Source organism: Beijerinckiaceae bacterium (genome assembly GCA_004564215.1).
In the GTDB taxonomy this organism is placed as follows: Bacteria; Pseudomonadota; Alphaproteobacteria; order Rhizobiales; family Beijerinckiaceae; genus Methylocapsa.
This window is the reverse complement of sequence record CP024846.1, coordinates 3195385-3219278: the sequence shown is the minus strand read 5'-3', so window position 1 is coordinate 3219278 and position 23894 is coordinate 3195385. Positions and strand designations below refer to the sequence as shown.

The 23894-nt window shown below is 58.4% G+C and carries 23 protein-coding genes, 1 tRNA gene and 1 pseudogene; 16 read left to right on the top strand and 9 right to left on the bottom strand.

Annotation, left to right across the window (positions count from 1 at the left end):
• Window positions 1-14: 14 nt before the first annotated feature.
• Window positions 15-137: pseudogene (locus tag CU048_15370) on the bottom strand (SAM-dependent methyltransferase).
• A 65-nt stretch (window positions 138-202) separates the two neighbouring features.
• Between CU048_15370 and CU048_15365 the strand changes: the two are divergent.
• Entirely contained in the window at window positions 203-1732 is a 1530-nt protein-coding gene (locus CU048_15365) for a hypothetical protein (GenBank protein ID QBR72431.1), read from the top strand.
• 17 nt (window positions 1733-1749) lie between these two features.
• Here the strand turns inward: CU048_15365 and CU048_15360 are convergent, their stop codons facing one another.
• Window positions 1750-1965 carry a DUF2842 domain-containing protein gene (locus CU048_15360; GenBank protein QBR72430.1) on the bottom strand — a complete coding sequence of 72 codons (216 nt, stop codon included), beginning with the start codon at window positions 1963-1965 and terminating at the stop codon, window positions 1750-1752.
• Between the two features lie 142 nt (window positions 1966-2107).
• On the opposite strand from CU048_15360, the gene CU048_15355 reads away from it, so the two are divergent.
• On the top strand, window positions 2108-3193 hold the full coding sequence (locus CU048_15355; protein QBR72429.1) for a heme A synthase: 1086 nt from the start codon (window positions 2108-2110) through the stop codon (window positions 3191-3193).
• A gap of 26 nt (window positions 3194-3219) precedes the next feature.
• On the opposite strand, the gene CU048_15350 is transcribed toward CU048_15355, so the two are convergent.
• On the bottom strand, window positions 3220-3657 hold the full coding sequence (locus tag CU048_15350; GenBank protein QBR72977.1) for a CoA-binding protein: 438 nt from the start codon (window positions 3655-3657) through the stop codon (window positions 3220-3222).
• Window positions 3658-3903: 246 nt separating this feature from the next.
• On the opposite strand from CU048_15350, the gene CU048_15345 reads away from it, so the two are divergent.
• The 3 genes from CU048_15345 to argC all read left to right on the top strand — a co-directional run bounded on the left by CU048_15345 (window position 3904) and on the right by argC (window position 5977).
• Window positions 3904-4374 carry a 50S ribosomal protein L13 gene (locus tag CU048_15345; GenBank protein QBR72976.1) on the top strand — a complete coding sequence of 157 codons (471 nt, stop codon included), beginning with the start codon at window positions 3904-3906 and terminating at the stop codon, window positions 4372-4374.
• Window position 4375: 1 nt separating this feature from the next.
• Window positions 4376-4855 (top strand): 30S ribosomal protein S9, encoded by a 480-nt coding sequence (locus CU048_15340; GenBank protein QBR72428.1) that lies wholly within the window; start codon window positions 4376-4378, stop codon window positions 4853-4855.
• 210 nt (window positions 4856-5065) lie between these two features.
• On the top strand, window positions 5066-5977 hold the full coding sequence (argC, locus tag CU048_15335) for an N-acetyl-gamma-glutamyl-phosphate reductase (GenBank protein QBR72427.1): 912 nt from the start codon (window positions 5066-5068) through the stop codon (window positions 5975-5977).
• 87 nt (window positions 5978-6064) lie between these two features.
• Here the strand turns inward: argC and CU048_15330 are convergent, their stop codons facing one another.
• On the bottom strand, window positions 6065-7798 hold the full coding sequence (locus CU048_15330) for a class I poly(R)-hydroxyalkanoic acid synthase (GenBank protein ID QBR72975.1): 1734 nt from the start codon (window positions 7796-7798) through the stop codon (window positions 6065-6067).
• Window positions 7799-8292: 494 nt separating this feature from the next.
• Between CU048_15330 and CU048_15325 the strand changes: the two genes are divergently transcribed.
• Window positions 8293-8643: a hypothetical protein gene (locus CU048_15325; GenBank protein QBR72426.1), complete on the top strand. Its 351-nt coding sequence runs from the start codon at window positions 8293-8295 to the stop codon at window positions 8641-8643.
• A gap of 52 nt (window positions 8644-8695) precedes the next feature.
• On the opposite strand, the gene bioD is transcribed toward CU048_15325, so the two are convergent.
• Both bioD and CU048_15315 read right to left on the bottom strand, forming a co-directional pair.
• Window positions 8696-9373, bottom strand: coding sequence for a dethiobiotin synthase (gene bioD / locus CU048_15320; GenBank protein QBR72425.1), 678 nt, complete (start codon window positions 9371-9373; stop codon window positions 8696-8698).
• Entirely contained in the window at window positions 9355-10554 is a 1200-nt protein-coding gene (locus CU048_15315; GenBank protein ID QBR72424.1) for an 8-amino-7-oxononanoate synthase, read from the bottom strand. The genes bioD and CU048_15315 overlap by 19 nt, the downstream gene beginning before the upstream one ends.
• A 175-nt stretch (window positions 10555-10729) precedes the next feature.
• On the opposite strand from CU048_15315, the gene CU048_15310 reads away from it, so the two are divergent.
• From CU048_15310 to CU048_15300, 3 genes are all read left to right on the top strand, one after another.
• Window positions 10730-12022 carry a hypothetical protein gene (locus tag CU048_15310; GenBank protein ID QBR72423.1) on the top strand — a complete coding sequence of 431 codons (1293 nt, stop codon included), beginning with the start codon at window positions 10730-10732 and terminating at the stop codon, window positions 12020-12022.
• A 23-nt stretch (window positions 12023-12045) separates the two neighbouring features.
• Complete coding sequence (locus tag CU048_15305) at window positions 12046-13245, top strand: L-2-hydroxyglutarate oxidase (protein QBR72422.1); 1200 nt, start codon at window positions 12046-12048, stop codon at window positions 13243-13245.
• Window positions 13246-13481: 236 nt separating this feature from the next.
• Window positions 13482-14072 carry a hypothetical protein gene (locus tag CU048_15300; protein QBR72421.1) on the top strand — a complete coding sequence of 197 codons (591 nt, stop codon included), beginning with the start codon at window positions 13482-13484 and terminating at the stop codon, window positions 14070-14072.
• 4 nt (window positions 14073-14076) lie between these two features.
• Here CU048_15300 and CU048_15295 read toward each other — a convergent pair whose 3' ends face one another.
• Complete coding sequence (locus tag CU048_15295) at window positions 14077-14874, bottom strand: glycosyl hydrolase family 25 (GenBank protein QBR72420.1); 798 nt, start codon at window positions 14872-14874, stop codon at window positions 14077-14079.
• A gap of 293 nt (window positions 14875-15167) precedes the next feature.
• On the opposite strand from CU048_15295, the gene CU048_15290 reads away from it, so the two are divergent.
• From CU048_15290 to CU048_15270, 5 genes are all read left to right on the top strand, one after another.
• Window positions 15168-16901 (top strand): sulfonate ABC transporter permease, encoded by a 1734-nt coding sequence (locus tag CU048_15290; protein ID QBR72419.1) that lies wholly within the window; start codon window positions 15168-15170, stop codon window positions 16899-16901.
• 9 nt (window positions 16902-16910) lie between these two features.
• Window positions 16911-18245, top strand: coding sequence for a nitrate ABC transporter ATP-binding protein (locus tag CU048_15285; GenBank protein QBR72418.1), 1335 nt, complete (start codon window positions 16911-16913; stop codon window positions 18243-18245).
• Window positions 18246-18359: 114 nt separating this feature from the next.
• Window positions 18360-18437: transfer RNA gene (locus CU048_15280), tRNA-Trp, on the top strand.
• A 706-nt stretch (window positions 18438-19143) separates the two neighbouring features.
• Entirely contained in the window at window positions 19144-19350 is a 207-nt protein-coding gene (locus CU048_15275) for a hypothetical protein (protein ID QBR72417.1), read from the top strand.
• 229 nt (window positions 19351-19579) lie between these two features.
• Complete coding sequence (locus CU048_15270) at window positions 19580-19921, top strand: hypothetical protein (GenBank protein QBR72416.1); 342 nt, start codon at window positions 19580-19582, stop codon at window positions 19919-19921.
• A 96-nt stretch (window positions 19922-20017) separates the two neighbouring features.
• On the opposite strand, the gene CU048_15265 is transcribed toward CU048_15270, so the two are convergent.
• On the bottom strand, window positions 20018-20383 hold the full coding sequence (locus CU048_15265; GenBank protein ID QBR72415.1) for a hypothetical protein: 366 nt from the start codon (window positions 20381-20383) through the stop codon (window positions 20018-20020).
• A gap of 44 nt (window positions 20384-20427) precedes the next feature.
• On the opposite strand from CU048_15265, the gene CU048_15260 reads away from it, so the two are divergent.
• Entirely contained in the window at window positions 20428-21588 is a 1161-nt protein-coding gene (locus CU048_15260; protein QBR72414.1) for an adenylate cyclase, read from the top strand.
• Window positions 21589-21609: 21 nt separating this feature from the next.
• Here CU048_15260 and CU048_15255 read toward each other — a convergent pair whose 3' ends face one another.
• Window positions 21610-22446 (bottom strand): disulfide bond formation protein DsbA, encoded by an 837-nt coding sequence (locus CU048_15255; protein QBR72413.1) that lies wholly within the window; start codon window positions 22444-22446, stop codon window positions 21610-21612.
• 334 nt (window positions 22447-22780) lie between these two features.
• Between CU048_15255 and CU048_15250 the strand changes: the two genes are divergently transcribed.
• Window positions 22781-23893: a 1-aminocyclopropane-1-carboxylate deaminase gene (locus tag CU048_15250; GenBank protein ID QBR72974.1), complete on the top strand. Its 1113-nt coding sequence runs from the start codon at window positions 22781-22783 to the stop codon at window positions 23891-23893.
• Window position 23894: the final 1 nt, after the last annotated feature.

Genomic DNA, 23894 nt, shown 5'->3' with positions numbered 1-23894 from the left:
CGCCGGATTGTGCGCAATTCTAGAGCGGGATGAGGAAAAGTGGAGACCGGTTTTCCGCCCGCATCCCGCTCTAAACTTTTGGAATCGATCACGTTCATGATTTTGGATTGAGTCAATCCAAAATCATCATGATCTAAACGTTAACTTCGCTGAAACCTTAACGGCGTCACATGGCGTCGTTTGGATCGTGGAGTCGGCGGCTATGGATTGGCGCGATTGGAACGCGCCGCGCAATGTGCGTTCCCGCGAATTGGATTTCGGCCTTGTTTGCGAGGCTCTCGTCACCCGAAAATGGGTGTTGATCGTGCCGCCCCTCGTGGCACTGATCCTTTTCGGCATTTTTCTAGCCCTCCAGCCAGCCCGATACGGAGCCGAAGCCCGAATCATGATTGGCCGGCCGGCCACAGGTTTAATCGGGCTTCGATCGAATCTTGACTTGTTGCAAGGCCCGGCCGGCTTTGCCGCCGCGAGCGGCCAGGCGCAGCTGATCGCCTCGCGCGACTTCGGCCGCCGCGCCATCAAGGATCTTGCCATCCAGGACAAACCCGAATTCGACCCCGTGCGGCAGGGCCTCGGGCCCCTCTCCCGCACCCTGGTCTTTTTCGGTCTCTTGCGCGATCCGGCCCGAAAGAGTCCGGAGGACCGCGTGCTCGAAGCCTATCAGGACAGGCTGCGCGTGAGCGGCGAAAATAAGACAAGCATCGTCACGATCGCATTCCAGTCCGAAGATCGGGAGCTTGCGGCCAACACCGTCAATCGCATTGCCGAACTCTATCTGCAGATGCGCGCGGATGCCAAAAGCGCAATGCCAAAACATGCGGACGCCCGGATCATCTCGCGCGCGGGTGCCTCTGAAACGCTTTATCCCGATAAGGCCTTGCTGGTCGTTTCGGGCGCGGCAATGTTTCTTCTGGCGTTCGGCGCGGTCGTTTCCATCGCCTTGCCGCGGACCCGGCAAAACCGGTTCCAAACCGTGGCGCCGCGACCCGTCGGCCATGAACGCATTATGGTCCGGCTGACCGATCTGCCGCGACTCAATCCGCAGTCCATCCCCACTTTGGCCCCAAGTCCGAGCCTGAGCCAAGAGGTGGAAGCCGACGAAGAAGACGAAGAGCCGGTGATGACAAAAATTGCCGAGCGCATTTTGTCGGCTCCATTGATCGGCCGAGGTGCACGTATCGTCGTGACAAGCTTGCAGGCTACGGGCGGGACGTCGCAGATGATGATGGGTCTGGCCCGAGACCTCGAGCGCGAAGGCCGTGCGATCGTCGTCGGTCTCGACGAAGCGAGCCTATTGGATTTCTGGATCCGCATTGCCGGCGCCTCGAACAGCAACGGCATGCCACCCGCCACCGAACCGGGACTTAGTGATCTCCTCGCCGGCGCGGCCTCCTTTGCCGAGGTGATCCGCCGGGATCCGGCCTCGCGGCTTCATTTTCTGCCGGTCGGCCGCCATGACGGATTGGACCTCGAAGAATTCGGAAGCGCTCTCGAAGCGCTGGCGGAAACCTATGATTTCATCTTGCTGATCTCGCCGCCGCTCGACGAAAGCGAGATTGCCAAAACCCTCGCCGCAAAGGCGGATTTCGTCGTGCTGGCGACGCCGGCTCAGCAGAGCGCGGAAGTCGCCTATGAAGCCGAATTGGAATTGATGGCGAGTGGCGCCCGCGAAGTCTTGCTCGTTGGCGTTCCAACGGATCGCCCACAAACGCTCGGACGCAACGCCGCCTGACTGCACCGATGAAAAGCTCACCGCTCGGGATCTGGCTTTTCCATCCATCTGATCAGCGGCATCATCGGCACGATCCAAGCGAGGCCAAGAAACGCATAGCAGAGCAGCTGGAGAAACGGCGCCGCTTGCTGCAGAGGACGCGCTTGCGCCAACCCCATGGCCATGAGCGCATACACCGGGACAAATCCCGCCATCACGCTCGTGCCGATAAATTTCCGGGTCCGGCGGCGCATTATGTCTCCCTTTCCTTGACGCTTGCCGATTTTGTTTCTGCCCGAGCCCCCTAGGACTGAAATGCACTCTAAAACATGGACAGCCGGCCCCCGGGGCTTTATCCCAGCCCAGATCATTCGTCACTGACTTCAGGAAAGCCGCATGAGCGAGCTGCCGATCCATCCTGGCGTTTTGCAAGGGGCCCGAGGCGCCGGGCAACCTGCATGGTCTCGCGCGGTGGCGGTTTGGCTCTGGAGCCTCGCCGCGCTCGTATTTTTAATGGTTGTCGTCGGGGGTGCAACGCGGCTCACCGAATCGGGCCTTTCCATCACCGAATGGAAACCGATCAGCGGAATCATCCCGCCCCTCTCTCCAGCGGACTGGCTGGCGGAATTCGAGAACTACAAAAAGATTCCGCAATATGCGCAAGTCTTTCCCAACATGGACGTGAGTGAATTTAAGTTCATTTTTTTCTTTGAATGGAGTCATCGGCTTCTCGGCCGCCTCATCGGCGCCGCCATGGCCCTGCCCCTCATCTTTTTCTGGGCAAAGGGGGTTTTGCCCGCGGGCATGAAGCTGAAGCTCATTGGTGTTCTGGCGCTGGGCGCCTTGCAGGGCTTTGTCGGCTGGTGGATGGTGAAATCCGGTCTCACAGACCGCATCGAGGTCGCCCAGGAGCGGCTCGCGATCCATCTTCTGCTGGCTTCAATCACCTTTGCCGCATTGGTTTGGCTGGCCGCTTCACTCAAAACACGTGCGGCAGACCTGCCGCAACGATATCTGCCGGCGCTCCGAGGGTTTGCGGGCGGGGTTGTCTTGCTGGTGCTGCTCCAGATCGGGCTTGGCGCCCTCGTGGCCGGACTACGCGCCGGGCGGGCCTTCAATACATGGCCACTGATGGATGGCTATTTTTTTCCGCCCGCCGCAAAATTGACCCTGCTCGTTCCACTCTGGAGCAATTTCCTCGACAATATGCTGCTGGTCCAATTGCAGCACAGAATGGCCGCCTATGCGCTGCTGGCGCTGGTTGCGGTCCAGGCTGTCGTCGCCTGGCGAATGGTGGCGAAAAGCCGAGCTTTCCGACGGGCTGTGGCCCTTACGGGGCTGGTGGCGACGCAGGTGGCGATCGGAATTGCGACTCTCGTCCTGGTGGTTCCGCTCTGGGCCGGGCTTCTGCATCAGGCGTTTGCCATGATCGTCCTCGGCATGGCCGTCGCGCATGCCCAGGCGCTTTCCAAAGGATATTAGGGCAGGGCCGGTATCATCGCCCTCGCTCAGGTCCGATCGATCAACAGGCGTTCATATTCGATCTTGGGGCAGCGGTTCATGACAACGCTTACCCCAAGCGCCCGCGCCCTCTCGGCCGCCGCAATATCTTGCACCCCAAGCTGCATCCAGATCACTTTCGGTCGAGGATCGAGCCTAAGCGCTTCGTCAACGATGCCGCCTGCCGCCTCGGAGTTACGGAAGATGTCGACCATGTCGATGGGCTCGGAAATGTCGCCGAGGCTCCTCATAAAAACGGTGCCATGCACCCGCTTGCCGGCAAGGCTGGGATTGACCCCGATCACATGGTAGCCGCGGCCGAGGAGATAGGCGAAGACGCCGAAAGACGGCCGCGTTTGCCTGTCGGAGGCGCCAACCATCGCAATGGTTTTCACGGAATGAAGGATCCCGCGCAAAAAATCGTCCGCATAGGCGTCATGGTTCATCGGCGGTTCCATTCGACAAAGATCAAGCGCGCAAAGCCTCGGGTTCAGGCTGCTTCGCCGACCCCCACGGATCTGCGGAGCCTTCGTTTACGGTATCATAATACCGAATCATTTAAGCTCCTGTTTTAGTATAGCTTTCATGACCAAGTGAGGCCTTGACCCTGCTGAAATGGGGCGCTAAAAGGGGCTATGATTTGCAAGTCCACGCTTTTGCGTGGATTTTTTTGCGCTCCATGGAATCACATCATGTTTGGCAAAACATATTCCGCCAAGGCTGCGGACGTAGAAAAGAAGTGGGTCCTGATCGACGCCAAAGGTCTGGTCGTCGGCCGGCTGGCTTCATTGATCGCCCTGCGCCTGCGCGGCAAGCATAAGGCGACCTTTACGCCGCATCTTGATGACGGCGACAATATCATCGTCATCAATGCCGAGAAGGTGGTTTTGACCGGCCGCAAGCGCGACCAGAAGATCTATTATCACCATACGGGCTATCCGGGCGGCATCAAGGAACGTTCAGCCAAATTCATTCTCGAAGGCCGTTTTCCCGAACGCATTGTCGAAAAGGCTGTGGAGCGGATGCTTCCGCGCGGCCCGCTTGGCCGGCAGCAGCTTGCCAATCTGCGTGTCTATAAAGGGAGCGACCATCCCCATGCCGCACAACAGCCGGTGACGCTCGATGTCGCGAGCCTCAACCGCAAGAACGCGAGGCTCGTCTGATATGTCCGAGACCATTTCATCGCTACAGGATCTGAAGAGCGCGACGGAGCCGGCAGCCGAGGCGGGACCCCGCTACGTGCAAAAGCTCGATGCGCAAGGACGTGCCTATGCCACCGGCAAGCGCAAGGACGCTGTGGCCCGCGTTTGGATCAAGCCCGGTTCAGGTAAAGCCGTGGTCAATGGCCGGACGCTCGAAGTCTATTTCGCGCGTCCCGTGCTGCGCATGATTCTGCAGCAGCCGCTGGGGATCACCAAGCGGGTCGGCCAATATGATCTGATGGTCACCGTCTCGGGTGGCGGCCTCTCGGGTCAGGCCGGCGCGGTCCGGCATGGGCTTTCCAAGGCGCTTGTCCATTTCGAACCGGAGCTGCGTACCGTCCTTAAAAAGGAAGGGTTCTTGACTCGCGACTCGCGCGTGGTCGAGCGCAAAAAATACGGCAAGAAGAAAGCCCGCCGGAGCTTCCAGTTCTCGAAACGCTGAGCCAGTGCCTCGCGATCATTCAACAGCAAGGCGGCCATCGGCCGCCTTTTTGTTATGCTAGAGCATGTTCCGAAAAAGTTGACCGACTTTTTCGATCAGAACATGCTCCAACTCGTTGAACTTGAGCAATTCCTTTTCGATCAGAGGATTCCATCTGATCGGGAAGCGCTCTAGGTCCAACACCCGCTGGGTTTGTGCAGAGTCCGTCCTATGACCGCGAAAATCTTTATCGATGGCGAATCCGGAACAACCGGGCTTGGAATCCGGGCCCGCCTCGATGCCTATCCCGGGATCGAGCGGCTCAGCCTCCTCCCCGATCAGCGCAAGGATGCAGGTGCCAAGAAGGCGCTGATGGAAACCGCCGACATAGTCATTTTATGTCTGCCCGACGAAGCCGCTCGGGAAACGGTCGCGATCGCGGCGGCCATCGGCGAAAGAAGCCCCCGCATTCTCGATGCTTCCACCGCGCATAGGGTGGCGGAAGGCTGGACCTATGGATTTCCTGAACTTGGACCAGGCCAGGCCGAGGCCATCAAACAGGCGAAGCGCATCGCCAACCCCGGCTGCTACGCGACGGGCGCCATCGCGTTGTTGCGGCCGCTCGTCGATGCCGGCCTTCTGGCGCCGGATCACCCGCTCTGCATCCATGCGATCTCGGGATACTCGGGCGGCGGCAAGACGATGATCGCCGACTATGAGGCCGGCCGCGCGCCCGCCTTCGAAGCCTATGCGTTGGGCCTCGAACATAAGCATCTGCCCGAGATCGAGCTTTATAGCCGGCTTACGCGCCGCCCTATTTTTACGCCATCGGTCGGCAATTTCGCCCAAGGCATGCTGGTCAGCGTCCCTCTGTTTCTTAGCGATCTGCCGCAAAAGCCGAAAGGTGCTGATCTTGAGGCTGCGCTGCGGGCTCGTTATACAGGCAGCCGCAATGTCCGGGTGATGCCGGCCGAGGCGTCCGGCAAGATCGAGCCGCAATCTCTCAATGGCACCAACGATCTCGAACTGCGGGTTTTCGCCAATGAGGCCAGAGGCCACGCCGTCCTGATCGCCAAGCTCGACAATCTGGGCAAGGGCGCGTCCGGCGCGGCGATTCAGAATCTGGAGCTGATGCTGGGATGAACCATCGTACCAAAATGTTTCACGTGAAACTTTTTGGTACGATTGGCCCGTGGTATTGGACAAATGCCGGCGCGATCAACCTCGGCATCAATATCGCACCCGCACATATTCGCCCGGCGCATCGCAGATCGCGGGAAGTTCGCCCTTCCCCGGAATGCGCGGCGGCACCTGCTTGCGCGATTGCCGCTTGACCCATTTGACCCAATCGACCCACCAGCTGCCCTTGTGCTCGACCGCGCTTTCAAGCCAATCCTCGAACTCCCCGGCCGGAGGCTTGCCGCGCCAATATTGATATTTTGGTTTGCCCGCCGGATTGATGACGCCGGCGATGTGGCCTGATCCGGCAAGGACGTAACGCACCTTGCCGCCGAGAAGCTTGGCGCCGATAAAGACCGATTGCGCCGGCGCGATATGATCCTCGCGGGTCGCCAGATGGTAGACGGGGATGGTCACTTTCGACAGATCGAGGATTTTGCCGCCAAACTTCGCCCTGCGCTTGGCGAGCCTGTTTTCGAGATAGCAGTGACGCAAATAGGCAAGATGATTGGCTCTCGTCATCCGCGTCGAATCGGCGTTCCATGCCAGAAGATCGAACGCGACCGGAGCTTTCCCTTTCATGTAATTATTCACGACATAGGACCAGATGAGATCTTCCGGGCGCAGCATGTTGAAAGCCGTCGCCATGGCTGATGCATCGAGATAGCCGGTCGCGGCCATTTTTCCTTCCAGCGCACGCAAATGCTCTTCATCGACCAGCACCCTGAGGTCGCCGGCGTGGCTGAAATCGGTCTGTGTCGTGAAGAACGATGCGCTGGAGATCCGCTTGTCCCCGGTTTCCGCCATATAGGCCAAGGTCATGGCAAGCAGAGTGCCGCCGATGCAATATCCGATCGCGGTAACCTTGTTTTCACCGGTTGCTTTTTCGATCGCATCGACCGCGGCGAGAATGCCGTCCCGCATATAGGCTTCAAACCCCTTGTCGCGATGGCGCGAATCCGGATTGACCCAGGATATGACGAAGACCGTCAGGCCTTGCGACACCGCATAGCGCACGAAGCTTTTTTCGGGGTTGAGATCGAGAATATAGAATTTATTGATCCACGGCGGGACAATCAGCAACGGCCTTTTGTAAACCGTTTCGGTCGTCGGCGCATATTGGATGAGCTCCATCAGATCGTTGCGGAAAATCACCTTGCCCGGGGTCATTGCGATGTTGACGCCGAGTTCGAATTTGGAAGAATCGGTTTGACTGATCTTCAGCGTGCCTTTGCCGGCTTCCAAATCCTTCGCAAGCAATGCCGCCCCGCGGGCGAGATTGTCTCCACTTGAGGCCCAGGTTTCCTTGAGAAGCTCGGGATTGGTGACAAGGAAATTCGATGGCGAGAGGGCGCTCGATATTTGCCGCAAATAAAATCTGGCCTTGTCCCGCACATGCGGGTCGAGATCGTCGGAGCGCAGAATGAGATCCTCCGCCCAATGCGAGAGAATGGCATGCGCTTGGCGAAGAAAATCGAAGAACGGGCTCTCCCGCCATTCGGGCGCCGCGAATCTTTTATCGGAGGGGTTAAAGGGTACGAAGGGTTGTTCCTCTTCGCCCGACATTCGCCGCAAGCTATGAGCAAAGAGACCGAAAAGCTTATAGGTCAGCGCGGATTGCGCTTCGAGTGTCCGGGTCGGATCGCTCAACCAATGTTCCGCAACCCGGCCGATCGACCGAACCCCATCGGCAATCTCATTCGTAAGATCGGTCTTGGCCTTGGGCTCCGACGGATTGAAATAGGCTGCGAGCGCCCTGCCCCCTTGCTCGACCAGACGCGCCATATTGTACGACAGGCGTTCGAGGTCAGGCGTTGCCTTGGCCTTATCTTCTTGTGACGTACTCTGCGCCGCCGGGCGGACGGCGGCGGAACGCGGTGAGGAGACTTTGCTGCGGGGACTTTTTGCCGCACTCGATTTGGAACCCGGACTTGCACGGTTTTTCGGTGCGGTCTTCGGTACGCTGCTCGTTTCCCGAGAGGTCGTCTCCGAACTGGCTGCACCTTCCAGGTCTGCCCCGCGCGGTCCTAGGTCGGAGCGCTCGTTTTTTTTCGCGCTCATGGCAAATTCCTGGTTCGGTACGACGCCTTTCGGAGCGTTTTCTGGCGAAAAAGCAGGCGGTTCGCGCAACGAAATAACGTCAGCGCAAGGCTCGCTCAATCACAAGTTAATGATCCCGCCGGCTTTGAAGCATCCAACGACAAGGACGTCGCGGTTCCGACACAATAAACTCGGATCCTGCCGCGAAGCAACCAAACAAACGATGCTGGCAACGCCGAATGAGAAGTCAAAAACTGGTCCGGAACAAAGTGTCACCTGCCGCCAGCGCCCTTGTGGCGGGGATTCTTGTCGCTTTTGGGTCCGGCGTGCATGCCGAACCGGCAAAGAAGGCCGGCTCGCCGCTGGACACGTTGATGAGCACGCGGCTCTGGGCCGACGTGCCGGAGGCGAAAGGGTTTGTCCAGGCGACGCGGCCGCCGACGGACACGCTCGGCTATCAACCGGTGACCGGTACCGATCCGGAAAGGCCGAAGCTTAGAACCAAGGCGGAGCTCAAGGCGCTTCAAAGCGAGCTTGAAGGTGCGACCGTTCAGAATGAACGGAAAGCTGGAAAAAAACACACGCCCTAAACCGAGCCTTGCAAGCGCGTAGACCTAAGCGATGACCCGCCCACGTGTCATGCTATGCGATCAGATCGGCCAAACGGTGAAACACCGCCTCATTCGCCTGTGTTGAAGACTCCCGCCGCAAGCCGAGCAGAGGTGCAGCCGTAAAATTGGCGAGCGTCGCCAGCGTGGCGTCGAGGGGTACCGGGGACCTTTCCGTTTCGCTGACGACAATCGCACGCAAGCTGAGCGCATGGCGCTCAATCACATCCTGAGCCGAAAGAATATGGCTGAGCGTCCCCAGATAGCTGCCGGCGACGAGGATCACCGGCAAAGAGAGCGCAACCATCAGATCGAGCACGGTTTGACTCTCATTAAGCGGAACCATGATACCGCCAACGCCCTCAATGAGCAGGGTTCCTCTATTTTTTGAAATCGCTTCCGCGCAAAAATCGACGATCGCATCCATATCGATCCGCCGGTTCTCGGCCCGCGCGGCCATGTCCGGAGAAAGCGGTGCCCGAAAGCGCCAGGGCGAAATACGCGCGAGCGCCCCATCATCTTGGTCCCGGCCAAGGGCCTTGAGAAGAATGGCTGGATCGCTGCCGGATGGTGTGGCGGGATCGAAACCGCTCACAATGGGCTTCAAAGCATCGACGGCTTGGCCGAGCCCACGCAAATGGCGGATGAGCGCTGCGGCAACGAATGTCTTGCCGACGTCGGTCCCCGTGCCGGTTATGAAGACGGCGGACATGCGGGCAAATCACTCTGCGGCGCTGGCGGGAAACAGTCCAGACCGCGAACTGCGTCGGCGAGTCGGGCGATCTCTTCATCGGGATGCATGGCGGTGAACGCGAACCGAAGCCGCGCCGTCCCAACGGGAACTGTCGGTGGCCGGATCGGCGTGACCAGAAATCCTTCCTCCTCCAGTTTTTGCGAGGCGCGCAGGGTCGCCTCCGGCGCGCCGATGATCAACGGGACAATGGGACTTTGCGCATCGCGAAGGCCCACGCGGCGCGTAAAGGCCAGCGCTTTGGCCAGCGGCTTCTGCGTCAATTCCGGCTCGCTTTCGACGATCGTCAAGGCCGCGATCGCCGCGGCCACCATGGCTGGCGGAAGGGCCGTCGAATAGATCAGCGTCCGGGCGCGGGTTTTCATCAAATCCACCACCGGCTGCGAGGCACATAAATAGCCCCCATAGGCACCGATCGCCTTGGACAATGTTCCCATTTGCAATGGTACCGTCGCCCCGCTTGCTGCGAACGCCGAGCCGCGCCCTCCGCCGATGACGCCCAATCCATGGGCGTCGTCGCTCATGAGCCAAGTGTCGTAGGCGGCGCAAAGCGTGCTGAGCTCAGCCAATGGCGCAAGGTCGCCGTCCATTGAAAAAACCCCGTCCGTGACAAGCAGCGCGTGGCGGAAGCGGGAGCGGTTTTCCGCCAGTAACGACTGCGCATGGGCAAGGTCATTGTGACGAAAGACCTGCCTTTGCGCCGGCGACAATTGGGTTCCGGCCCAAAGGCAGGAATGGGCGAGTTCATCGATGAGAATGAGATCCGCTGCCCCGGCCAGCACTGGCAGGATGCCGCTGTTGGCGAGATAGCCCGATCCGAAGACGCAAGCCGCTTCGGTTCCCTTGAGCCGGGCGAGCCGCGCTTCAAGCTCCAGAAACAGCGGATGATTGCCGGTGACGAGGCGCGAGGCGCCGGCGCCCACCCCATACATTTGGATCGCAGAAATGGCCGCGGCTTTGAGGGCCGGATGATGGGTAAGATTGAGATAATCATTGCAGGAAAACGACAACAAGCGGCGCCCGCCGCGCTTGATCCAAAGTCCGTCCTCGCGCCAGCAGACGACCGGCGCACGGCGCAAATGGGCACGCTCAAGCTCCGCCAGTTTGCTAAGTGCGAATTCGTCCAAAGACTGTCTCGGCATTCGAATATACTGCCTAACGCGAATGTGATCTCGCGTGCCTACAGCCCGTTCAGGAGGGCGGCAATGCCTGCGTCAAAGTAAGCGCCTAGAAAATGATGCTTTCCAGGGGGCGACCGGTTACTGCTTAAGGTCGACTTTCGGTACAAATCAACATACTAGAGCGCTTCCCGATCAGATGGAATCATCTGATCGAAAAGGAATCGCTCAAGTTCAACGAGTTGGAGCATGTTCTGATCGAAAAAGTCGGTCAACTTTTTCGGAACATGCTCTAAGCCAAGATATTACTCTCGCGAGGACTTTAATGAAGGGACCGACAAGCCCGCATATCGCCGGGCTGGATCTAATCAGGTTGACGGCGGCGATCCTTGTCGTTTTGGACCACTACACCTCCTCAATCGGCAGAAATGAATGGCTTGCCAACGCAATTGGCGGAGGTTTGCCTTCTTTTCCGTTTCTCTCTCCCTTTACCGATGCCGGAGGCGTTGGCGTCGATATTTTCTTTGTTATTTCAGGTCTCGTCATCGCCGGTTCGGCCAACGGCAATTCGCCGCGCCGGTTCGCAAAAGGCCGCTTTTTCCGTTTGATGCCCTCCGTCTGGATCGCCTCGACATTTTCAGCCATTGTTTTGATGTTCGCAACGCATCTGGAATGGCGCGAGATTTTCGCCACCTATTTGCGATCCCTCGTTCTTTCGCCGAAAGGTCCGTGGGTCGACGGATCCTTCTGGACCCTTTGCGTTGAAATAAGTTTTTACGCGCTCATCTTCGCAGTCCTCTGCAAGAACAAGATGGGCGATTTCGATAAGATTTTTGCGGTTCTGGGTATCTGGGTGTCGGCAATCGCCTTCGCCTCGCTTTTGCTCTTGCCGGGCAATCCCTTCTTATACACCTTGATCAATTCCTGGCCGGCGAAACTCTTGCTCCTGCTCAATGGAGCGGAATTCGTGTTTGGTGCTTTTCTCTATTTGATCCTATTCGTGGGCCCGAGTTTGCTTCGGTTCACCGTGCTTGCGATTTGCGGTCTCGGAGTCTGCGCGAAACTTATTTCGGGGCTGGCTTTTTTCCATGGCGGTGCCGCGGGCGGCTTTGCGGAATGGCTTCCGTTGATCATTTGGCTCGCCGCGGTTTTGGCGATGGTCGGCTCTGTGCTTTTCAATGAACCAATCTCGCGCGCCTTCGGGTCGGCAATGCCGGTGGTTCGGCAAATGGGGCTTTTGACCTATCCGCTCTATTTGATTCATTCACCGTTGGGGCTGGTGGTCTTGCAACATGTTTTCCAGACCACGCACTCTCCCATCCTGGCGCTTGCCGCCGCCATCGGTGTCGTTCTGTTGGCCGCCACCCTTATTCTGCTGGTCGAACCCATTCTCCGATCGTGGAGCAAATGGCCGATCCAGAGAGCCGTGAACCTTGCGCAAGGCAGGTTCTTTCCTGCATGGCTCGCCGAGCCAACCAGCCGCCTTAAGTAGCCAAGGACCTGGCCGGAAGCCGCATGAGATATGATTTTGCCATCATCGGCGCCGGAATCGTCGGCTTGGCGACCGCCCGCGAGATTTTGCGCGCCCGCCCGCGCGCATCGATCCTCATTTTGGAAAAGGAAACCGACGTTGCGTGGCACCAAACCGGGCATAACAGCGGCGTCATCCATGCCGGGATTTATTATGCCCCGGGCAGTTTGAAAGCCCGACTTTGCCGCGAAGGCTCCGAGGCAACCAAAGCATTTTGCGCCGAACGCGGAATAAAATTCGAAATCTGCGGCAAGCTGCTGGTTGCCACGACTGAAAGCGAACGCCTTCGCATGGAGGCTTTATTCGAGCGCGCCCAACAAAATGGCATTGAAGCCAGCCGGATCGACGCCACCGAACTCTCCCGACTCGAGCCTAGCATTACCGGTGTCGGGGCGCTCCTCGTGCCTTCCACCGGCATTGTCGACTATAAAATGGTTGCCGCCGCATTCGCGGAAAGCGTTGCCTCCAACGGAGGGGATCTGCACCTCGGCGCCGAAATTGTCGATATCCACGAACACGCCGACGCTGTCGAGATTGCGACCGCAAACCAAAGTTGGAGCGCGAAGGCGCTGATCGTTTGCGCCGGGCTGCAGTCAGACCGGCTCGCCAAATTGGCCGGATTGCGGATCGATCACCGAATTGTGCCGTTTCGCGGCGAGTTCTTCCGTCTGCCAAAGTCACGGGCCGGTTTGATCCAACATTTGATCTATCCCATCCCGGACCCCTCTCTGCCCTTTGTCGGTATTCATCTGACGAAAACGATTGACGGGCGGATTCTCGTGGGTCCGAATGCGGTATTGGGGCTTGCTCGGGAAGGTTATGGCAAGTTCTCTCTTGATGGTCGCGACATCGCGGATTGCCTGACATTTCCCGGCTTTTGGCGGGCGATCGGAGCGCATCTTTCCGCCGGCTTGGCGGAGACGACGAATTCCATCTGGAAGCGGAATTACCTCGCGCAGTGCCGCAAATATTGTCCGAGCCTCTCGCTTCAGGATCTGGAGCCGGCGGTTGCCGGGATACGCGCCCAGGCGGTCTTGCGCGACGGAACTTTGGTCCATGATTTTCTCTTCGCGGACTCGCCCAGAATGCTGCATGTGTGCAATGCACCCTCCCCCGCGGCGACATCGGCCATCCCAATCGCACGGAAGATCACCGAGAAAATTCTGCAGCGCTTCGCAGAGTGAAGATGATCTCATTGATCGAGATGTAATGGCTGATATTTCAATAGCCTATCGATCCTTGCCAGCTTTCCTTTGCGGCCTCTGGCTTCGTATAATTGCGCGAGATCACGATGATTTTGGATTGGCCTCTTCGCGAGGGTTCAGCGGTGCGCGCAATTTGCGCAATTGGCAAAACGCTCGCCATTCAGTACAAGGCGGCACCATAAGGTGAACAATTATCAGGCGGAGGAAATGAACCCATGGCTCGGATAGGCCAGCTCGCGGCAGCCTTGGTTTTCGGAATCGTCATTTTGGCGGGAAGGCCGGCGGCGGCCCAGGATACCAGCTTCATGGACATGAATATGAACATGGGCTGCATGCTGATGGCCGGCATGCACGAGATGCAATTGGCGGTCTATCAATCAGGCGCCAGGGACGATTCATGCCAAGACATCCCGTCCACCGGGGCCGCCTTGATTTCGATCAGCGCGACCTCGAAGGAACTGCGGGATATGACGACCGAAGTCCGTGTCGTGAAGGACACGGGGGTCGAACCGGCGCCGGGGCAAAATCTGGACCCGATCACGCTGGCCTATCTACCGCCCAAAAATTACCCTCAGGGAGTCATCACCTTCCCAGTCAATTTCGAGAAGCCCGGAAAATATGCGGTTCTTGTCACTGTCAGGGACGACAAGGACATGACGATGTCGGGAAAGCTGGTCATGTCCGTGGGGGAGACATTCAAAATATGGCTTGCCGCCTTGGTCGTCTGCGCTTTGTTGGTCGCTGGCCTGATCGGGTTTTATGTCTGGGACCAGCATCGCAAGAAGCACCCCGTCAAGACGGCGTGAGCCGTCAGGAGGCCTGCGGATTTCGCGGCAGACTTGCTCCCCGTGAGCCCGCCGATTTGATATCGGCGAGCCACGACTGCCACTCGCTCATCGTGCCGTTGAAGGCGTTGCGATCGACATAACCGCGAATGCCGGCGACATGACCTTCGGCGGTGTGCTGCCAGAAATGCCAGCGTCGCTGGCCATAGCGGATGGCCGGGTGGCATTTCACGCTGCGCACCCAGATCGGGTAATCGGTGAATTCCCCTTGCATCACATCGCGGTGGAAATCGATCGATGTGTAGATGACGGGCCTCTTGCCATAGGCGCGTTCCATGGCGGCCAGCATGATTTTCATCTGCGCGATGGCATAATCGCGCGGAACCCGCTTCGGACAGGTCTTCGACTGCCCGTTCCATTCGACGTCGAGCACCGGCGGCAGAGCATCCGGATCATTGGGAACATTTGCGGTAAACCATGCCGCTTGTTCCTCCATCGGCCTGCACCAATAGGCAAAATGATAGGCGCCGCGTGTCACGCCCGCATCTTTCGCCAAAGTCCAATTCCGGCCGAATTTCTCGTCGAGCCGGTCGCCGCCCTCGGTGGCCTTGATCCAGGCGAAGCGCACGCCGGACTTGTGCACGCTGTCCCAATCGATGTCGCCCTGGTATTTCGAGACATCGATCCCGCTCACCTCGTAATCCGTCGGACGCGGAAACGGATCATCCTCCATCACGCTGCCGGCGCAGCCGGCGAGGACCAATAGGCTGCCGAGCCCAAAAATTGAGCCAAGGGCTGAAAGGGAACGAGAAAAACAATGCATGGACGTGAGAGCCAGAGAACGACCTGCTAAAATTAAATTGAAATCCGTAATATGTCGTTAAAAAGTCAAAAAAACGGCTGCCAGACTTTCAGCGTTCAATTTTTAGGTTCGCCCTTACAAGAAATCCGGGAGGCGCGTTGGCCCCTGAAACGGCTGGACTTTTTCTGTCATCTATTTTTCATGTCACGCGGTCAGCGTAAAAGGGCATAGGTTTCCTGCCATTCCTGGCGCTCCCCCATCCCCGTACACAGTTGGCCGCGATTTGCACGCGCAGACTTTCGTGAAAGACCGCCATGCTCTCCCGTTTCGTCACTTTCACCTCGGTCAGCCGCAGGGCGCTTCCCAACCAATATGATCTTTTTGCCGCCGCCTTGATCTTTGCCGTGTTCGTGGCGATCTCGCACGCGACCCACGGCTTGAATCTGCCCCTGACAGTCCCGGAGTCTACGGTCACCCTCGACTACAAGGAGTTGCCCTATTATGCGCTCCGCACCACCTTGCGCATGTTCGCGGCGATTGCCGCCTCGCTGGTTTTCACTTTTCTCTATGCGACCTTGGCCGCCAAGAGCCAGCGCGCCGCCCTCGTTCTCATTCCCCTGCTCGATGTCCTGCAATCGGTGCCGATCTTGGGGTTTCTGTCTTTCACGGTGACTTTTTTCCTCGGGCTTTTTCCGGGCTCCACTTTGGGCGCCGAATGCGCAGCGGTCTTCGTGATCTTTACCTCTCAAGCCTGGAATATGGCCTTTTCCTTCTACCAGTCGCTCCGCAGCGTGCCGCGCGACTTGATCGAGGTCGCGCGTGGGTTTCGCCTTTCGGGGTGGCAGCGGTTTTGGCAGCTGGAAACACCGTTCGCGATGCCCGGGCTGATTTGGAACATGATGATGTCGATGTCGGGCGGCTGGTTTTTCGTGGTCGCCTCGGAGGCGATTTCGGTCGGCGACACCACGATCAGCTTGCCAGGCATCGGCTCCTATCTCGCCCTCGCCATCAATGAAAAGCGGATCGACGGAGTGTTCGCCGCGATCGTGACCATGCTGGCGGTGATCCTCGCCTATGATCAACTGCTGTTCCGGCCGCTGGTCGCTTTCGGCGCCCGGTTCAGGGTCGAGCTGTCAGCCGGGCAGGTTCAGGAAAAATCGATCGTCGCCCAAGTATTTGCGCGAACCCATTGGATGCGCGCGCTGATGCGGACGCCAGCGCAGTTGTTCCAGAGCTTCGCGCTTTTACGTCTCGAACTTCCGATTCGTGCGGCCGAGCCCTCGTCACCAAGGCCGGCCATCAGTCGGCTGATCGATTTTTTGTGGATCATTTTCATCAGTCTCGCGACGCTTTGGGCTATTTGGCTGATTGTCGATTATGTGCGCCAGGAACTCAGCTGGAGCGATTTTTGGCAAAGCGTGCTCTACACGCTGTTCACGATGATCCGCGTGATCCTCCTCATGGCTCTCGCGACATTGGTTTGGGTCCCGATTGGAGTCTGGATTGGCCTGCGTCCCGCTGTCGCCGAGAAGGTGCAGCCGCTGGCGCAATTCCTAGCGGCCTTCCCTGCGAACGTGATCTTTCCCGTCGTCGTCGTCCTTATACTTCGGTTCTCTCTCAATCCGGATATCTGGCTGAGCTTCCTCATCGTCTTCGGCACCCAGTGGTACATTCTCTTCAATGTCATCGCTGGCGCCTCCGCGTTTCCCAACGACCTCAAGGAGGCCGTCGCGAATTTTCATATTCACGGCTGGTCCTGGTGGAAGAGCGTCATTATCCCGGCGATTTTTCCCTATTACGTGACGGGAGCGCTGACCGCCTCGGGCGGATCCTGGAACGCCGCGATCGTCGCCGAATATGTGAAATGGGGCAATGACACGGTAGCAGCGCATGGAATCGGCGCCTATATCGCCGAGGCGACCGCGGCCGGCGATTATCCCAAGATCGTGCTGGGCGTCGCTGTGATGTCCATCTTCGTCATTATGTTCAACCGCCTGCTGTGGCGGCCGCTGTTCCAGCTTGCGGAACGGCGTTTGCGACTGGATTGAGGGCAGAGCATGCAAAACAATACTGCACGAACCACGATCACGGCAAAACAGCCTTTGCTCGAAGTCAAAAATATTTTCCAGCATTACCAGACCGGGTCCGGCGATCAGGGCCCAGCCGTTCTCGACGACGTTTCGCTCGATCTGAAAGACGGCGAAATCGTTGGCCTGCTCGGCCGCTCCGGTTGCGGCAAATCCTCACTCTTGCGCATTGTCTCTGGCTTGGTCAGCCCCGCCGGTGGCGAGGTCATCTACCAGGGTCAGCCGGTTCGCGGACCGGTTGAGGGCGTCGCCATGGTGTTTCAGAGCTTCGCGCTGTTTCCCTGGCTAACCGTGCTTGCCAATGTCGAACTCGGATTGCGCGCGAAACAGATCGCCAAGGACGAAGCCCGCCGGCGCGCGCTCAAGGCGATCGATCTGATTGGCCTCGATGGTTTCGAATCCGCTTTTCCCAAGGAACTCTCCGGCGGCATGCGCCAGCGTGTCGGCTTTGCAAGAGCGCTTGTCGTCCATCCCAGTATTTTGTTGATGGACGAGCCTTTTTCGGCACTCGACGTACTCACCGCCGAGACCTTGCGCACCGACCTTCTCGACCTCTGGGTCGAGGGACGCATGCCGATCAAGAGCATCCTCATGGTCACCCATAATATCGAAGAAGCGGTTTTGATGTGCGACCGCATTATCGTGCTTTCCAGCAATCCCGGCCGCATCGCCGCCGAAATTCGCGTCTCGCTGCATCATCCGCGCAATCGACTGGACCCGGAGTTCCGGCAATTGGTGGATAAGATTTATGCTCTGATGACCAAACGGTCGACGCATGTGCCGGCCGGTCGAGATGGAACCTTTGCCGGTCTGGGGTTCGGGATGTCCCTGCCGCGGATTTCGACCAATACGCTTGCCGGCATGATCGAGGAAATCGCCGCCGAGCCCTATCATGGCCGCGCCGATCTTCCCGCACTGGCCGATAGCCTGCAGATGGAAGTCGACGAGCTTTTCCCGGTCGGCGAAACCCTGCAATTGCTACGCTTCGCCGAAATCGAGGAAGGCGATATCAAACTGACCCCGGCCGGGCATCGCTTCGCCGAGGCCGACATCGATGTGCGCAAAAAACTGTTTGGCGACCATCTTCTCGCCTATCTGCCGCTCGCCGCGCGAATCAAACTGGTGCTCGACGAACGTCCAACCCACAGCGCCCGGGCGGTCCGCTTCTTGGAGGAACTGGAGGATTATATGTCCCAGGACTATGCGGAGCGGACCTTGAAGAGCGTCGTCAACTGGGGCCGCTACGGCGAACTCTTCGCTTATGACGAAACCTCCGAAACCTTCAGCCTGGAAAATCCCCAGTAACGCCGAGCGGAGGTCCAAACAGCGGATCTTGCCATCTATTTTGCCCTAATTCCTCGGTTCGAGGCGCATCCTCTTGCGCCAGCGCGCCGGTTCACGCTAAATTCAACCCTGCCTAGGAGTGTAGCTCAATTTGGTTAGAGCACCGGTCTCCAAAACCGGGGGTTGGGGGTTCGAGTCCCTCCTCTCCTGCCAGTAAAATCAAATACTTGTATCTAATGGCAGTGACAGCCCTGCCTCGGCAAGGGCCCCAACGCAATGCGGCCCGCAGCGCATCTGTGGCGGACCGCGTCGTGGCGTCGCGTCGCGCATTCGGATCATGACAGCCCAAACGGGCGTGAGCGTCTCGCGGTCGCATAAACGCAGTTATCGTGGATCAACCGAAACCGTAGGCTGGCGAAGAATTTCGAAGCCACGATTGACTCGGCCCGGGCACTCCTCTTGCCGCTCAGCCATCATCAAGATCAAGGGCCACAATAACAGGACGCCCCGCTGCTGCTGCTGCAACTGCACCTGCAGGTAGGATATTTTGCAGTGCACGACTGATTAGCCGTAGCGCCGCTATTGCACACAACCGAACATGATTCCCCGCCTTCCCTGTTTTTTTGTTTTTTGAAACTCTTCACATCAGAGCCAGCCTGGGCGACGATGACGTTCGATACAGATACCTCAGCGTTTGTGGAACCTGCTGTGAACAAAAGGCACCCCGCGATCAACGAAGATACCAAGAAAGCTATGCTTGCAATGCGCATCAATCTACCTCCCTCTTCAAAATTACTCATCTAAATTGCCATTCCCCAGATTGCCGGGAACTGGAACCTCAGATTGGCCTTATTTCGCCTTATCGACAGAGCTGAGCGTTGCTTGAGAAACGCTCCACGATCCATAATCGTTTCGCCGCGTGCCAAAAAACGTGCGGCCAGGCCGCATCAGCCATTCACGCATAGCGCAGATCTGGTCGCAACATCGCTCTCGCTTTTTTAAGGCCGACTATCGGCTGAGCGAGGACAGTCTCGACGATCATGGGACGCCGCCCTCGGCTTCACGCGCGTCGTTGAGGTTGGTTTGGATGACGTTGATCAGTTCCGTCATCGGCCCGTTTTCGTGATGCTTGCCAATAGTCGCCCAACTCGCATATTCCAGCAGACGCGAGAGGATCGCGCGCTCTGTCTCGGACCTTCGTCTTGGTCTCCCTCGAAACCTAAGCCGGCCGTCTTGGCTGTGCGCTTGACAACGACTCGGCACGCATGCCACCTATCTTTATGACAGGATTGTCGAATTTCTTTCCATGAAGCGTCAACTCTTGGGAGGAATTGCAACTCTCGGGAGGAACAAAAATGATAACTCGCAAACTTGCCGCGATCGCTCTCTGTCTTGGTATTGCAACGAGCTTCGCGCCGAGCATCTCCTTCGCTGCGGAAGACCATATCGCCGAGGCGATCGAGCACGCGGAAGCCGCCACGAATAATGGCAGACAAGGCCGCACCGAAGTTTTTGTGGAGCAAGTTCAAATCGCGGTGCAGCACGCAGAAGCGGCCGATGCAGAAAACGCCAATCCTCTTGCGAAAGCCGCGATCAGGGATCTGAAGGCGGGTATCGAGCTTGCGAAGGCCGGCAAGCTCGACAACGCAATCGCTTCGACAGACATAGCTTTGGGTCACCTCGCCCACGCGAAGTAACGCAGCCTCGCCGAACCAATTGAGAGTCAAAAAGGGCGGAAGAAATTCCGCCCTTTTGTTTCCCCTGAACGTGCTCCAAGAAAATGGGCGGCCGAATTAAAAGTCCGAGGGCACCCTATGGCCTGGAGCCGAGCCGCCATCCGGACAATAGCAGGGAAGGCCGGGCGGTCCGGGCGGCGTATCACAGGTGATCGGTCCGACATCGGGCTGGGGCGCCTCAATGATGCATTGCGTGGACGGGGTCTCATCGCCTTGGCCCTCATTATCGATATCGTCTTGCGGTGACGCTGGCTGGGCAAAGGCGGCTCCGGCTATCAGGATCGCCACGAGAGATAGTTTTAGGCGCATGGGGACTCCACGGGTTGAAGTTGAGGCCATCAGCACCCTGAAAAGGGCAAAGCTTTGGCCAATCAAAGGCAAGGGAATTCTTTGATGATCGCCGGTTCTTCTCCCTGCTTCCAAGCTTGCGGAGCCCTCAGCTCCGCACAAACCAGCGGCTTGCGGCTATGAGCGAAGGCACCGACAACGATCCTTTCTATGAGAACATTCCCGTCTTCGAGGGTTTCGGCAGGCTGATGGAGCCGGCCCTCTATCAAGCCTTACCGGATGGCTGGGCAATCGGCATCGCCGACATTGTGCAATCGACAAAGGCCATTCGCGAGAACCACTATAAGGCCGTAAACATGGCCGGCGCCGCGGTCATCGCCGCGCTCAAGAATGCCCTCGACGGCCGCGAGTTTCCCTATGTTTTCGCCGGCGATGGGGCGACTTTCGCCGTGCCGCCCCACGACATTGCAAAGGCCCGCGACGCACTTGCCGCGACCGCGGCCTGGGTGAAAAGCGATCTTAGCCTTGTCATGCGCGTGGCGCTGGTGCCCCTTGCTATCGTGCGCGCGCAGGGCTTGGATGTGCGCGTGGCCCGTTTCGCTCCATCGCCCAATATTTCCTACGCGATGTTCTCGGGTGGTGGATTGGAATGGGCAGAAGCTGCCATGCGGCGGGGCGAGTTCGCGGTGGTTCCCGCGTCGCCAACTATTCGTCCGGATCTGACAGGACTATCGTGCCGCTTCGAGGAGATGCCTGCGGCGCGCGGTCTGGTGCTCTCGCTGCTGATCGTGCCCGGCGCGGACGCGGAGACCGCCGCCTTTCGAGCCGTGATCGAAGATGTGGTCGCGGTCATCGCCAAGAGTCCGGACATGTCGAAGCCCGTCCCGCCGGCGGGGCCCCGGCTACGATGGCCCTCGGCCGGAGTTGAACTGGAGGCGCGAACCCTGCGCAGAGTTCGCACGCCTTTATTCTTTCGGCGTGGCCTCGTCCTCGCGCGGACGTTTCTCTACTACCTCATTTTGAATTTAAAGATCCGCGTCGGGAGTTTCGTGCCTGCAGTCTATCTGCAACAAGTCGTTGAAAATTCCGATTTCCGAAAATTTGCGGACGGCTTGCGCATGATCCTCGATTGCACGCCTGAGCTTGCCGACGCGATCGAAAAGCGGCTTGAGGCCGCGGCCGCGGCGGGAACGGTCCGCTACGGGTTGCACCGCCAGGATGCTGCGGTGATGACCTGCTTTACGCCCTCCCCCACCAACAGCAACCACGTCCATTTTATCGATGGAGCCCGAGGCGGCTACGCGGCGGCAGCCATGGCGCTGAAGGCGAAAGCCGCGTGATCCCTCTCGACGTTTGCGGGGTCATGAACAGGCGACCTTGCCGCATTTCTTCATGTTGACGACCTTTGTCTGCAACTCGTCGTAGCCGACGGCGCCCACGATGACGTCCTCGCCGATCACATAGGTTGGCGTGCCGTTGATCTGTAGCGACTTGGCGAGTTTCTCCGACTCCTCGATGCCGACCACGATTTCGGGCTGCGCCGAATCCTTCGCGAGCTTGTCCATATCGGCGCCCAAATCCTTGGCGACGGCCAGCGCTTCCGCCTTGCCCACCGGACCGCGCGCAGCAAGTAGTTTTTGATGAAACGCCCAGAATTTGTCGCCGGGGAATTGAACCCGGAAAGCATTCGCGATCCGTGCCGCCTCAAGCGAGCCAGGAGACAAGATCGGAAGATCGCGCAGAACGACCCGGAGGTCGGGGTGATCCTTCATCAGGTGAACGAGATCGCCCAAGGCGCGCTTGCAGTAGCCGCAATTGTAATCGAAAAATTCGATGAGGGTGACTTTGCCGTTCGGGTTGCCAACCACCGCCTGATTGGCTGAGCTGAACAGCTTGCTCGCGGGATCCGACACAATATCCGCGCGCGCCTTGGACTCGGCTTCCTTCTCGCGGGCCTCAAGCACGCCGATCGCTTCACGCAGGACTTCGGGCTTTTGCAAGAGATAATCCTTGATGATGGATTCTATCTCGGCTTTTTGGCTGGCTGAAAATCCTTCCGCACGCGCTGGTGTGAAGGCGAGCGCGAGACCGGCAAAAGCCAAGACCGCCCAACCGGCTCGGAACAAGCGGCGATGACAGGAATGGCTTACGTCAGAGTCAAATACTACGGGACTTGAAAAAGGGCTTTGCCGAAACATGAATCATCCTCCTGCCTAGGGTACCATCATAGAGCAATGCCAACGTCTATGGAAACGTCGCGAAACCCACAGGCGTCGCTCGAACCACGATTTATTAGGAATTAAAGTCGCTTCCATTGGCGAGGGATCATGTTGAAAATTGGCCTTGATGCTGAATTCACGTTAGCTTGAACGCAAAACAGCTTTGGCTAGCCACGTAAAACTCCTGGAGCTTCGCAATGAGGCCGCGTTTTGGCGCAAGGCGTTGGGATAAACCATGAAAAAGGATACAGGCCCCGCAGCTCCGCCCCACTCGAAGGCGCCTTTGTCCCTTAGATCGAATGTCGCGCCCTTCATGGCGTTGGATGTTCTGGCCAAAGCCACCCGCCGGGAGCGCGAGGGCCATGATATTATCCACCTCGAAATTGGCGAGCCCGCAGCGCCGCCGCCGCGCGCGGTGCGTGAGGCTGCCATGGCTGTTCTCGACGGGCGCCGCATTGGCTACACTGAGGCGCTCGGCAGACCCAGCCTTCGCGCCCGCATCGCCCGCTACTATAGCGACACCTACGGGGTCGCGATCGGGCCCGAACGAATCGCCGTGACCATCGGTTCGTCGGGCGGTTTTGCCCTGGCGTTTTTAGCGCTCTTCGATCCGGGCGCGCGGGTCGCGATCGCAGCGCCCGGCTATCCGGCCTATCGCAACATCCTCGAGGCGTTTGGTATCGAGCCGGTCATGATCGAAACCACCCAAGCGACTCGTTTCAGTGTCACGCCCGCGATGATCGAGGCCGCCCAGGCGCGGAAAAAGCTCGACGGGCTCTTGCTGATGAGCCCGGCCAATCCGACCGGGATTATGATGAACCAACAGCAGTTGCGGGACATTTGCGAGACTTGCGAGCAGCTCGGTATTACCTTCATTTCCGATGAGGTGTATCACGGCCTGACCTATGGCGAACCCGCTGAAACAGCGCTGAAATTTTCATCCGAAGCGATAGTCGCCAATTCCTTCTCCAAATATTTTTGCATGACCGGCTGGCGCATCGGCTGGCTGGTCCTGCCCGAACATCTGGTGCGCCCGATCGAGCGTTTGCAACAAAGCTTGGCGGTCTCCGTCCCGTTCTTAAGTCAAGTCGGAGCCGAGGCTGTTTTCGATGCGCAAGAGGAATTGCAAGGCATTCTTGCGGGCTATGCGCGCAACCGCGCTGTCCTCATCAACGAATTGCCCGGCGTTGGACTGAGTGATTTTCTTCCCGCCGACGGCGCGTTTTATCTCTACATCGACATTTCACGCTTCAGCGACAACTCCCTCGATTTTTGCGACAGAATGCTCGAGGCAACCGGCGTTGCGACGACGCCCGGTCTCGATTTCGACAGGCTTGCCGGCAAATCGACCATCCGACTATCCTTTGCCGGACCCGAAAATGATATCGTCGAGGCAATTCAGCGGCTGAGGTCATGGCTACGCTGAA

Coding starts and splice junctions, on each gene's coding strand:
- CU048_15345 (QBR72976.1), top strand. CDS start 3,904: ATGTTTGGCAAAACATATTCCGCCAAGGCTGCGGACGTAGAAAAGAAG.
- CU048_15365 (QBR72431.1), top strand. CDS start 203: ATGGATTGGCGCGATTGGAACGCGCCGCGCAATGTGCGTTCCCGCGAA.
- CU048_15305 (QBR72422.1), top strand. CDS start 12,046: ATGAGATATGATTTTGCCATCATCGGCGCCGGAATCGTCGGCTTGGCG.
- bioD (QBR72425.1), bottom strand. CDS start 9,373: ATGTCCGCCGTCTTCATAACCGGCACGGGGACCGACGTCGGCAAGACA.
- CU048_15360 (QBR72430.1), bottom strand. CDS start 1,965: ATGCGCCGCCGGACCCGGAAATTTATCGGCACGAGCGTGATGGCGGGA.
- CU048_15350 (QBR72977.1), bottom strand. CDS start 3,657: ATGAACCATGACGCCTATGCGGACGATTTTTTGCGCGGGATCCTTCAT.
- CU048_15330 (QBR72975.1), bottom strand. CDS start 7,798: ATGGCGCGTCTGGTCGAGCAAGGGGGCAGGGCGCTCGCAGCCTATTTC.
- CU048_15355 (QBR72429.1), top strand. CDS start 2,108: ATGAGCGAGCTGCCGATCCATCCTGGCGTTTTGCAAGGGGCCCGAGGC.
- CU048_15260 (QBR72414.1), top strand. CDS start 20,428: ATGAGCGAAGGCACCGACAACGATCCTTTCTATGAGAACATTCCCGTC.
- CU048_15310 (QBR72423.1), top strand. CDS start 10,730: ATGGAATCATCTGATCGAAAAGGAATCGCTCAAGTTCAACGAGTTGGA.
- CU048_15325 (QBR72426.1), top strand. CDS start 8,293: ATGAGAAGTCAAAAACTGGTCCGGAACAAAGTGTCACCTGCCGCCAGC.
- CU048_15270 (QBR72416.1), top strand. CDS start 19,580: ATGATAACTCGCAAACTTGCCGCGATCGCTCTCTGTCTTGGTATTGCA.
- CU048_15295 (QBR72420.1), bottom strand. CDS start 14,874: ATGCATTGTTTTTCTCGTTCCCTTTCAGCCCTTGGCTCAATTTTTGGG.
- CU048_15285 (QBR72418.1), top strand. CDS start 16,911: ATGCAAAACAATACTGCACGAACCACGATCACGGCAAAACAGCCTTTG.
- CU048_15300 (QBR72421.1), top strand. CDS start 13,482: ATGGCTCGGATAGGCCAGCTCGCGGCAGCCTTGGTTTTCGGAATCGTC.
- argC (QBR72427.1), top strand. CDS start 5,066: ATGACCGCGAAAATCTTTATCGATGGCGAATCCGGAACAACCGGGCTT.
- CU048_15315 (QBR72424.1), bottom strand. CDS start 10,554: ATGCCGAGACAGTCTTTGGACGAATTCGCACTTAGCAAACTGGCGGAG.
- CU048_15290 (QBR72419.1), top strand. CDS start 15,168: ATGCTCTCCCGTTTCGTCACTTTCACCTCGGTCAGCCGCAGGGCGCTT.
- CU048_15255 (QBR72413.1), bottom strand. CDS start 22,446: ATGTTTCGGCAAAGCCCTTTTTCAAGTCCCGTAGTATTTGACTCTGAC.
- CU048_15340 (QBR72428.1), top strand. CDS start 4,376: ATGTCCGAGACCATTTCATCGCTACAGGATCTGAAGAGCGCGACGGAG.
- CU048_15250 (QBR72974.1), top strand. CDS start 22,781: ATGGCGTTGGATGTTCTGGCCAAAGCCACCCGCCGGGAGCGCGAGGGC.